5 protein-coding genes are annotated in these 10,848 nt (G+C 66.0%); 3 read left to right on the plus strand and 2 right to left on the minus strand.

Annotated elements, in window-relative coordinates:
* Positions 1 to 143: 143 nt before the first annotated feature.
* Together NZM16_RS12040 and NZM16_RS12045 are read right to left on the minus strand one after the other, a co-directional pair.
* Positions 144 to 2,186, minus strand: a complete 2,043-nt coding sequence (locus NZM16_RS12040; RefSeq protein WP_295451844.1) for a putative cobaltochelatase — start codon at positions 2,184 to 2,186, stop codon at positions 144 to 146.
* 352 nt (positions 2,187 to 2,538) lie between these two features.
* Positions 2,539 to 3,900, minus strand: coding sequence for a folylpolyglutamate synthase/dihydrofolate synthase family protein (locus NZM16_RS12045; protein WP_295451847.1), 1,362 nt, complete (start codon positions 3,898 to 3,900; stop codon positions 2,539 to 2,541).
* Positions 3,901 to 4,291: 391 nt separating this feature from the next.
* On the opposite strand from NZM16_RS12045, the gene NZM16_RS12050 reads away from it, so the two are divergent.
* The 3 genes from NZM16_RS12050 to NZM16_RS12060 form a co-directional block, all read left to right on the plus strand.
* Positions 4,292 to 5,233 (plus strand): branched-chain amino acid transaminase, encoded by a 942-nt coding sequence (locus tag NZM16_RS12050; protein WP_295451848.1) that lies wholly within the window; start codon positions 4,292 to 4,294, stop codon positions 5,231 to 5,233.
* Between the two features lie 340 nt (positions 5,234 to 5,573).
* Positions 5,574 to 8,483 carry a penicillin-binding protein gene (locus NZM16_RS12055; RefSeq protein ID WP_295451850.1) on the plus strand — a complete coding sequence of 970 codons (2,910 nt, stop codon included), beginning with the start codon at positions 5,574 to 5,576 and terminating at the stop codon, positions 8,481 to 8,483.
* Positions 8,484 to 8,874: 391 nt separating this feature from the next.
* Positions 8,875 to 10,848, plus strand: a 1,974-nt coding sequence (locus tag NZM16_RS12060; protein ID WP_295480584.1) for a tetratricopeptide repeat protein, incomplete at its 3' end; no start/stop codon positions are given.

The following is a 10,848-nucleotide window of genomic DNA, read 5'->3' on the forward strand; positions in this document are numbered from 1 at the left end:
GCAGTATTTTTCGTGGGGTGTGGGGCGCCTCTGGCGGCCCGCACCCACGAAAGCATGAAAGAATCATCCCTACGGTCTGGAGTGGCCACCCCACCACACCGGTGAGGGGGAAAAGATAAAGTTAGCTGTTTGTTGGAGCCCCCTTAACGCATGGCGGCGCGCACGGTGGAATACAGGGATTCGGCCTTCAGATCCTGGAGGGTGTAGCACGGAGCCCCCAGGTGATCCGCCAGGGCCTGGGCCAGCCCCTGGTCGAAGGCCGCATGCTCCATGTTGATCACCACGCACGGGATCTCCCGCTCCCGGAAGAGATCCGCGATCCGGTGCGCTTCCTCCTGGGGCGGCAGCTCGCTCATCGAGACGTTCCCCGCCCCATCCGTCAGCAGGATCATCAACGGCCGCACATCGGGGCGCAGGAGCATCTCCCGACAGAGCACCTCATAGGCCAGCAGTAGGCCAGCCGATAGCGGCGTCTTGCCCCCCACTGGGATATCCTCCAGGGCCCTCTTGGCCAGATCCACGCTGGAGGTGGGCGGCAACACCAGCCGCGCCCGATCTTTCTGGAAGACAATCAACCCTACCCGATCCCGCCGCTGATAGGCGTCCGTCAGCAGGGAGAGGATCGCCCCTTTGGTCGCCTCCATCCGTTCCGCCACCGCCATGCTCCACGAGGCATCCACAACGAAGAGGATCAAATTGGCTGCCTTGCGAACCCGAACCTTACGGTGGTAATCCTCCGGCCGGATGGCGAGGGCGGTCTGGGAGCGATCCCGCTCGATCTGATGGGGAGCGGCGGCCCGGAAGGTCGCATCGAAGGCCAGATCGTCCGCCTGGCCCGGAGAAGACCGCGCCCAGATATAACGGCCGCGCTTGCGGGCGGAACGGGTGACGCTGCGGCGCCCACCCACCCGACGCTCCCGACGGTCCTTCGGCGTGTCCAGTCGCTTCACCCGGAAGGTCTCCCCGATCGGCACTTGCTTCCCACCCTCCCACCACACGCCTTCCTGACGAGTGACGGTCTGGCGCTGCAGCGGCGCGGATTCCTCCCCGACGGGCCGGCTCCGGTCACGGAGCTCCCCGTCGGTGCGCTGCGCTTTTTTTGGGGTCCCTCCTTCTGAGGCCGAGGTCGGCTGGGAAGGGGCGTTCCCTTCCGTCTGACGCCGGACCTGTTCCATGCGCTCGGCCAGCTGCTCCAGCGTGAGATGGCCATCCTCGTCAAAGGGCCGGCGCTTGAGCCGGTGGGGCAACGCCAGCTCGGCCGCCAATAGGATATCCTCCTCCGCGATCTGGTCCCGACCTTTGAAGGCCGCATGGGCCCGCGCCGTCTTCAGGATCACCAGGTCCGCTCGATGGCCGTCGACCCCTAAGCTGGCCACCAGCCCGGCGATCAGCATGAGATCCCGCGGGGTGTGGAGGACCTGGGGAAGCCGTTCGCGGGCGGCGGCGATCTCCTCGGAGAGCTGGCGCTCATAGGGTTCCCACTCCGCCCGGAAGCCCTCCGGATCCTGCTCGAAGGCCAGGTTGCGGCGCAGGATCTCCGCCCGCTGGGCGGGATCCCGCACCCCTTCCACATTCACACAGAGCGCGAAGCGGTCCAGCAACTGCGGCCGCAGATCGCCTTCCTCGGGATTCATCGTCCCCACCAGGATGAAGCGGGCCGGGTGCTGGAAGGAGATCCCCTCCCGCTCCACCACGTTCACGCCCATCGCCGCCGCGTCCAGCAGCACGTCCACAATGTGGTCGTCCAGCAGGTTGACCTCATCCACATACAGCAGGCCCCGGTTGGCCATCGCCAGGACCCCCGGCTCGAACCGACGCTCCCCTTTCTGGATGGCCCGCTCGATATCCAGGGTCCCCACCACCCGGTCTTCCGTCGCGCTAACCGGCAGGTCCACGAAGCGGGTTTTTCGCCGGGCCACTGGGAGGGTCTCGCCGCGGGCGGCCCGCTCCTGACAGAGGGTGCACCAGGTGGCCGACTGATGGGGATCGCAGGAGAAGGGGCAATCAGCCACCACCTCGATCTCGGGGAGGAGGGCCGCCAGGGCACGGGCGGCCGTGGATTTCGCGGTGCCCCGCTCGCCACGGATCAGAACTCCGCCGATCTGCGGGTAGATGGCGCAGAGCACCAGGGCGCGCTTCATTCGCTCCTGATCGACGATCGCTGTAAATGGGAACACCACACGCATGGGAAACCCCCTTCTTTACCGGAATCCGATGGGCAGCGGCGAGCGCGGGGCATGGGCGGTTGCCTTTCATTCTATCGAAAACTGGGAACTGGTCAAAAAGATGGAGGCCCGGTGGGCCCAAAAATCCTTAGGATCCCCTTCCCGCACCGCGGAACGGTGCGGGAAGGGAGATGAGGGGAAGGGGTCACCCGCCGGTCCGGGGTAGTGGGACGCTCAATCCTAGGTCAACACGACCTATCCTTCAACGCAGCGGGAATCGGCTCTGCCTCCCCATCGGGGGGGCGCGGTCGATCCTCAGCGCCTGCATCCAGGCCCGTTGGGGAAGATCCCGGAACGTGAGTCCTCCCTTCGCTCATCGTCCTCCCACCCGGACGAGGATCGGATCGATCTCGGGCACCGGCATCCGGCCCCAGGCGGCCCATGCCTCCCGGGCCTCCGCGACGACGAACAGGGAGCCGGTGACCAGGATCGGGCCGCCTTCCGCGAAGGCTTCCTCAAGGGCCTGCGCCACCTCGCCGCGGATCCGCCAGGAAAGACCCAGCCCCTCCGCCGCCTCCGCCAGGCGCTGAGGGTCCGCGGCCCGGGGATGACGGGATCGAGTGAGCCAGACCTTCTCCACCAGTGGCCATAGCGGCCTCAGGATGGTTATCGGATCTTTATCCGCGGAAACCCCGAAGATCAGCCGCCAGCGATGCCCTGGGAACACCTCCGCGATCGTCTCCGCCAGCCGCGCCGCGGAGGCGTCGTTGTGCGCCCCATCCAGGACTAGCGGCGGGTCCTCCCGCAGGATCTCGAAGCGCCCCGGCCACTTCACCTGCTCCAGCCCCTCGCGGATCGCCTCGTCGGGGATCCCCCACCCCTGCTCCCGTAACTGGAGCATGGCCGCCACCGCGAGGGCGGCGTTCTCCCACTGGTGGCGCCCCAGCAGCGGCAGGCGGACGGACCAGCGGGCTCCGTCCGGGGCGCGGATCTCCCCCCACTGGCCGGCCGGCGAGATCTTCTCCGGGCCGTATCGCCAGCCGTCGAGGGTGAACAGCGGGACATCCCGCTCCTCGGCCACCTGGCGCAGCACGGCCATCGCCTCTTCCGGCTGGGGGGCCGTCACCGCGGGAACCCCTGGCTTCAGGATGCCCGCCTTCTCGAAGGCAATGTGGGCCAACGTCGGGCCCAGGATCTCCGTGTGATCCCGGCTGAGGGCGGTGATCAGACAGACGGCCGGCGAGACCACATTGGTGGAATCCAGCCGTCCTCCCAGGCCCACCTCCACTACCGCGATCTCCACCCCGGATTCCGCGAAGGCGAGGAACCCCATCGCCGTCAGAAGGTCGAAAACCGTGAGCTCGGGATCCGCCTCGATCAGCGGGCGAAGCCGCTGGAAGAGATCCGCCACCGCCGAACGGGAGAGCATCTCCCCCGCGATGCGGATCCGTTCCCGCATGGTATGCAGATGAGGGGAGGTGTAGAGGCCGGTCCGATACCCGGCCGCCCGAAGGATCGCTTCGGCCATAGCGGCCGTAGAGCCTTTCCCCTTCGTGCCCGCAATATGGATCACGGCATAGCGGCGATGGGGATTTCCGAGCCGCTCCAGGAGACGCCGGACAGGATCCAGGCGGAACGCCTCCGGCATCTGGGGCCGACGGGTTTCAAAATTCGCCCGTCCGAACAGATCGAACAGGGCAGCCAGATAAGCGCTCTCCTCCCTTGCCTCTCCCATCCTCAAATCCTCCGCAGGGCATGCTCTGATCGAATGGAGGGGACTGCCTTCGGGGCCTCCCCAAAGGGCCGTCCTCCTCATTTTCTCCCCGGAGCCCGGAGGGGCCTCCGGGGAGGGATTTTCCCGGCCCAGTATAAATCACAAGCGTTACACAGTTCCTGCTCTTATCCATCGATGATCGGCTCGCGGCGCCATCCTGTCCAGCGAGGGCATCCTGATCGTGAAAGCAAAAAGGCATGGTCCCCTCCGCCCTTACGACAGGGTATAATCAAGGTGGGTGGGAAGCGTTCCCCCCGCGCCGGGAGATCCCCAGCGCGGGGCGAAGTTCCCCGGCATGAAAGGCGCTTCCGTCCCATGGAGCCTTACCACTTTCACCGATAGGGGGAAGGCTATGAGCGGCCGCTATGCGTTCTTCAAGGGGCGCATCGTGCCCATCGAGGAAGCCGTGGTCAGCGTGCGGACCCACGCCTTCAACTACGGGACGGGGGTCTTCGAAGGGATACGGGCCTACTGGAACGATGAGGAACAGCAGCTCCTCATCTTCCGGCCCCGCGAGCACTACGAACGCCTCCTTGCCTCCGCCCGAATGCTCCTGATGAGCTTCCCCTACACACCGGACGACCTCACCCGCATCACCGTCGAGCTGCTCCAAAAAGAGGGATACCGCGAGGACGTCTACATCCGCCCGATCGCCTACAAGGCCGATGAGGTCATCGGAGTCCGCCTGCACAACCTCAAGGAGGAGTTGACCATCTGGACGACCCCCTTCGGCCATTATATTGAGCGCGAGGCGGCCCATGTGATGGTCTCCTCCTGGCGGCGGATCAACGACAACGCCATCCCCGCCCGCTCCAAGATCACCGGCGCCTATGTGAACTCCGCCCTGGCCAAGAGCGAGGCCATGCTCAATGGGTTCGACGAAGCGATCGTGCTCACAGAGGACGGCCACGTCGCCGAAGGGAGTGCGGAGAACCTCTTCATCATCCGGAATGGGGTTCTGATCACCCCGCCGGTGACCGATGAGATCCTTGAGGGGATCACCCGGCGCACCATTATGGATCTCGCCCTCCACGAGCTGGGGATCCCGACGGTGGAGCGCCACATCGACCGCACCGAGCTTTACTACGCGGACGAGATGTTCCTCTGCGGCACCGGCGTGCAGCTCGTCCCGGTGGTTTCGGTGGATCGGCGGCCGGTGGGCACGGGGGAGATCGGGCCGATCACCCGTCGGCTCCACGATCTATACTTCGACGTGGTCCGGGGGAAGGTGCCGAAGTACCGCCACTGGTGCACGCCGGTTTACGCCCCGGAGCCGGTGCGGGCCTCCGAATAGGCGATCCGGACAGTTTTCTCCAACGTGGGGGCACGGCGACGCCGTGCCCCCACGTTTTGAGGGGAAGATCCATCGCTCCTCTCTCTCCGCAGTCCTCAGGGCCTCCTTTCCAAAGCCCAGAGGCTTCGAGGAGGGGAGCCGGCTTGCCCCCATAGCCGTCGGTCATGGCCTTTGCGAGGGGGACTTGGGGGCTGGGCAGGCCGCCGAAGGCGTCCCCCCTTGAACCCCCGGGTTGAGTTAGAATGATAACATACTCTGAAACCCAGAGGGGGGATGGTGGGACAGGCAAGGAAACGCCTGTCCCACCACAGCTTACCCTTTCTATCCGGGATGGTGGAGGATGACCCTTCGGAACAGTGAGCTGGGATGGTTGCTGGAGCGGCGGCGGATGCGGCGGGCTCGCAGCCGCCAGGGAACCCGCGCCTGGATCCGCCTGGCGCTGGTGGCCGTGATCTTCCTCACAACGGCCTTCGGGGTGCTCACCGCGGCCGGCGTGGCCGGGGCCGCCGCGCTATATACGAGCCTGGTCCGGGATCTCGACCCTTCGCGCATTGAGGCCAGCGCCAGAGCCTTCGAAACCACGAAAATCTACGACCGCACCGGCCGCATCCTGCTCTACGAAGTCATCGATCCCACCTGGGGCGATCGGACATGGGTCCCCCTGGACCAGATCCCGCTCTCCCTGCGCCAGGCCACCATCGCCATTGAGGATCGCTCGTTCTATGAGAACCCAGGGATCAACCCGCGGGGCCTACTGCGGGCCCTCTGGATCAACCTGCGCACCGGCGGCGAGATCGTCCAGGGCGGCTCCTCCATCACCCAGCAATTGGTGAAGAACACCCTCATCGATCCTCAGGAGCGCTACCAGCGCTCCTATGCCCGCAAGATTAAGGAAATCCTTCTGGCCCTGGAGATCTCCCGGCGCTACTCCAAGAACCAGATCCTGGAGCTCTATCTGAACACGAACTTCTATGGGAACCTGGCCTATGGGGTCGAGGCGGCCGCTCGGATCTACTTCGGGAAGCACGTGTGGGAGCTCAACCTAGCGGAGTCGGCGATGCTGGCCGCCATCCCTCAGTTCCCCAGCCTGAACCCCATCGACGCACCCCGGGAGGCCAAGCGGCGCCAGGAACTGGTGTTAGACGCCATGGTGAAAGAAGGCTACATCACGCCGGAGGAAGCCGCGGCCGCTAAAGCCCAGCCCCTCCAGATCCGGCGCAAGCCGACGGAGCGCTTCGACATCAGGGCCCCTCACTTCTCCATCTACGTCCGCCGCTGGCTGGAGGAGCGCTTCGGGCCGGACCTGGTGAACCGGGGCGGGCTGCGGGTCTACACTACCCTGGATTGGGACCTCCAGCAATACGCCGAGGAAGCGGTCCGCCGCCATGTAGAAAAGCTGAAGTCCGAAAACCGCAACGTGACCAACGGGGCCTTGGTGGCCATCCGGCCAAAGACCGGTGAGATCCTGGCGATGGTGGGGAGCGTGGATTACTGGGATGAGTCCATCGATGGTCGTTTCAACGTAGCGGTCGACGGCCTGCGGCAGCCGGGCTCCTCCTTCAAGCCCTTCACCTACGCCACGCTGCTCAGCCAGGGAGTCCCGGCCTCCCACCTGTTCTGGGATGTCCCCAAGACCTTCGACCAGGGCCCGGGGATGCCGCCCTATGCGCCAGAGAACTACGATCGCAAATTCCACGGCCCCCAGCGGATGCGGCTGGCCCTGGCCCGCAGCTATAACATCCCGGCGGTGGAGGCCCTGCAGATGGCCGGGATCGCCAACGTGATCCGCCTGGCCCACCGCATGGGGATCACCACCCTGGATAAGGGGCTGGATTACTATGGCCTGGCCCTCACCCTGGGCGGCGGCGAGGTCCGTTTGATCGATATGGTCTACGCCTTCAGCGTCTTCGCCAACCACGGCTTCATGGCCGGGGCGCCGGTGCCCGAGGAACGCCGTCGCCCGGGCTACCGGGAGCTGGATCCGGTCCCTGTGCTCCGGGTGGAGACGCCCGATGGGAAGGTCCTCTGGGAATACCGCCAGCCTGAGGTGCAGGCCATCCTGGACCCGCGGGTCGCTTACCTGATCACCAGCATCCTCTCGGACAACGCGGCCCGCTGGGAGGCGTTCGGACGGGGGAACGCGTTGGAGCTCTCCCGGCCCGCCGCGGTGAAGACCGGGACGACGAACGATTTCCGAGACAACTGGACCATCGGCTACACGCCGCAGCTGGCCGTGGGCGTTTGGGTGGGGAACACCGACAACAGCCCGATGCGCAATGTGTCCGGGATCGCCGGGGCAGCCCCCATCTGGCACGACGTGATGGAATATGCCCATCGAAATCTCCCGGTGGAGCCTTTCCAGCGGCCGCCCGGCCTGATCGAGAAGACGATCTGCGCCGTCTCCGGGAAGCTTCCCGGCCCTTACTGCCCGACCGTGCGGGAGCTGTTCATCCCCGGCACCGAGCCCCAGGAGGTCTGCGATCTCCATCAGGCGTTCCTGATCAACCGGGAGACCGGCAAGCTGGCCACCGCCAGCACGCCGCCCGATCAAATCGAGGAAAAGGTCTTCCTGGTGGTCCCGCCGGAGGCCCTGGGCTGGGCCCGGGAGACCGGCATCCCTCAGCCGCCCACGGAATACGACACTCAGTTCGCCCAGCCGGTCGGCGACGTGGCCATCCTGAACCCCGCTCCTTACGCCTACGTGCGGGGGATCGTCCCCATCATCGGCAACGCCCGGGGCGATGTGGCTTTCTATCGGGTGGCGGTGGGCGCTGGCCTGAATCCCACCGCCTGGATCCCCATCGGGCCGGATCACGGAAATCCGGTGGATAACGGCCTGCTGGAGAACTGGGACACGGCGGGCTTCGCCGACGGCCTTTACACCTTACAGCTCACGGTGGTCCGCCACGACGGGAGCGTGCACACCGCGGTGGCCCCCGTGACGGTGGATCATACCCCGCCTTCGGTCCGCGTAGTCTACCCGCGGGAAGGCGAACGCTACAGCCCGGCGGACGAGTGGATCAGCGTGAACATAGAGGTCTCGGACAACTACGCGATGGATCGGGTGGAGTTTTATGCGGATGGCCAGCCGTTCGCCGTGCGGGACGTGCCGCCGTTCAACGCCAAATGGTATTTCCGGCAGGTAGAGCGCGATCGGCTGCTGGGTTGCCACGAATTCTGGGTGAAAGCCTACGACAAGGCTGGCAACGAAACCGAGAGCAATCGCGTTCGGGCCTGCGTGGGCCGTTAAACTTACGGGGGGAGAAGAGGGAAAGCCTCGCCGCCTCCTCTCCGATGATCCTATGGACATAAGCCTCGTTAACATCAAGGGACCAATCTTGCCCGAAACCCGCTCTTCCAGTTATACTCATTTCGCCAACACTTCTCTAACTTGAGTGGCTTTGGAGGGAGGGGTTTTAGGGGCGGAGCCTGGCACCTTTGGCGCCAAGCTCCGCCCCTAAAAGTATTTTTGATCTCCTCTTCCCACCGCCCTCTGGGCCGTGGGGAGGGGGATAGGGGAGTGAGGAGTGGGGTTATCCAGACCTGGTCGCTGCACCTTCAACGGCGTAGTTCCTACCACCAAAAGTCTCGCCACCGCCCGCTCCTGAACACCCAGGAAGGGATCCATCGAAGGGGGCGCGATGGTCACGGAGCTCCCGATCGCCCGAACGAAACTCCACCCGCCGGTGCGGCGCGGCCCGCTGCTGGATCGCCCTCGCCTGCTGAACTTCCTCCACGAGAACATCGACAAAACCCTCATCCTGATCTCCGCCCCGGCCGGCTACGGGAAGACCTCCCTGCTCGTCCAGTTTTACCACGACACCGACCTGCCCGTCGCCTGGTATAGCCTGGATGAGACGGACCAGAACACCCATCGGTTCGCGGAACATCTGGTCGCCGCCCTCCGCGAGCGGTTCCCCGCCTTCGGCCGCACCACGATCGGCGTCCTGCGGGCCGGGGCCGCCCCCGACGCCGTGGCCACGGCCATGATCAACGATATGCTGGAGAACATCCCCGATTACTTTGCCATCGTCCTGGACGACTATCACGTGGTGGCCGAGCACCCGGGGATCCAGATCCTGGTCCGCCACCTGCTGGAACACGCGCCGGAGCACCTCCATATCCTCCTGGCCAGCCGCGGCCCCCACGGCCTCCCCCTCACCCGACTGGTGGCCCGTCAGCAGGCGACAGGCCTTGGCGCCCAGCACCTGGCCTTCACCCCCGAGGAGATCCACGCCCTCTTCACCCGCCACCTCGCCCTGGAACTCTCCGAGGTGGAGGCCCGGGCCCTGGCCCGGGAGACCGAAGGCTGGATCACCGCCATCCTGCTCCTGGCCCAGCATATCCGGGAAGAAGGCGCCCGGCCGACCCTCCGGCCCGGGGAGCCCGGGACCCTCTACCGTTACCTGGAGGAGGAAGCCCTGGCCCGTCAGCCTCCCGAGCTCCAGGAGTTCCTCCTGGAGACGGCCATCCTCCCCATCTTTAACGTCGCCGCCTGCAACGCCATCCGGGGGCGCGCCGATTCCGCTCGCTGGATTGAGGAGGCCGACCGGCGCCAGCTCTTCCTCATCCAGGTGGAGACCACCCGGGAGGGGCCCTGGTATCGTTACCATCACCTGTTCCGGGACTTTCTCAATCTCTATCTGCGGGAACGGGACCCCGGGCGCTACCAGATCCTGCACCAGCGGGCCGGGAGATGGTTCGCCGGCCGCGGCGACGCCGAGGCCGCCGTCCCCCACTTCCTGGAGGCTGGGGACCTGGACGCGGCGGTGGAGGCCATGGAGGGGGCGGTGCGGGGCCTCTATGCCGCTGGCCGCCTGGAGACCCTGGGGCGGTGGTTCCGCGCCCTCCCTCCGGACCGTCTCCGGCGGGCCCCTCGTTTGCTCCTTTATCAGGCGAAGATGATGGCCGACACGGGTCGATTGGAAGCAGCATTAGCCCTTCTTGAACAAATCGAAATTGATTCTAAGGGAATAGATGACCTAACTCGGGTAGAAATCGAGGTTCAGCGAGCCTCTACGTTGAAGCTAATGGACCGTCACGCCGAAGCAGTCACCGCCGCCGAGGCCGCCCTCGCCCACAGCCGGCCGGAGTGGGCCCACCCGATGGCCTCGGCCTATCGCCTCCGGGGCTTCGCCCGCCTCGCCCTGGGCCGCCCCCGGGAGGCAGAGCACGATCTCCGGCAGGCGATGGCCCTGTTCCGGGCCCTCGAAGCCCCGGTGGATCTGGTGAACACGCTGATCGAGCTCGCCGAGGCCCTGCGGGCCCAGGACCGGCTGGTGGAGATGGACCTCTACCTCCAGGAGGCCCTGGCCCTGGCCCGGACCCTGGAGAACCCTCGGCCGCTGATCGCCCTTCTGAATAACATGGGCTATACAGCCTACACCCAGTGCCAGTTCGAGGCCGCCCGCCGCTACTATGAGGAGGGCCTGGGCCTGGCCCGCCAGGTCGGTGACCGCCGGATGGAGGCCTTCCTCTTAATGGGTTTGGGGGACCTGGCTCGGGACGAGGAGCAGCTGGAGGAGGCCCTGGAGGCCTACCGAGCGGCCCTGGAGATCGCCCGGGAGATCCGCAACGCCTTCCTCATGGCCTACGGGCTGGAGGGGATGGGGCGG

The sequence above is a fragment of the Thermoflexus sp. genome (assembly GCF_025055495.1).
Taxonomy (GTDB): Bacteria; Chloroflexota; Anaerolineae; order Thermoflexales; family Thermoflexaceae; genus Thermoflexus.

Coding starts and splice junctions, on each gene's coding strand:
- NZM16_RS12040 (WP_295451844.1), bottom strand. CDS start 2,186: ATGCGTGTGGTGTTCCCATTTACAGCGATCGTCGATCAGGAGCGAATG.
- NZM16_RS12045 (WP_295451847.1), bottom strand. CDS start 3,900: ATGGGAGAGGCAAGGGAGGAGAGCGCTTATCTGGCTGCCCTGTTCGAT.
- NZM16_RS12050 (WP_295451848.1), top strand. CDS start 4,292: ATGAGCGGCCGCTATGCGTTCTTCAAGGGGCGCATCGTGCCCATCGAG.
- NZM16_RS12055 (WP_295451850.1), top strand. CDS start 5,574: ATGACCCTTCGGAACAGTGAGCTGGGATGGTTGCTGGAGCGGCGGCGG.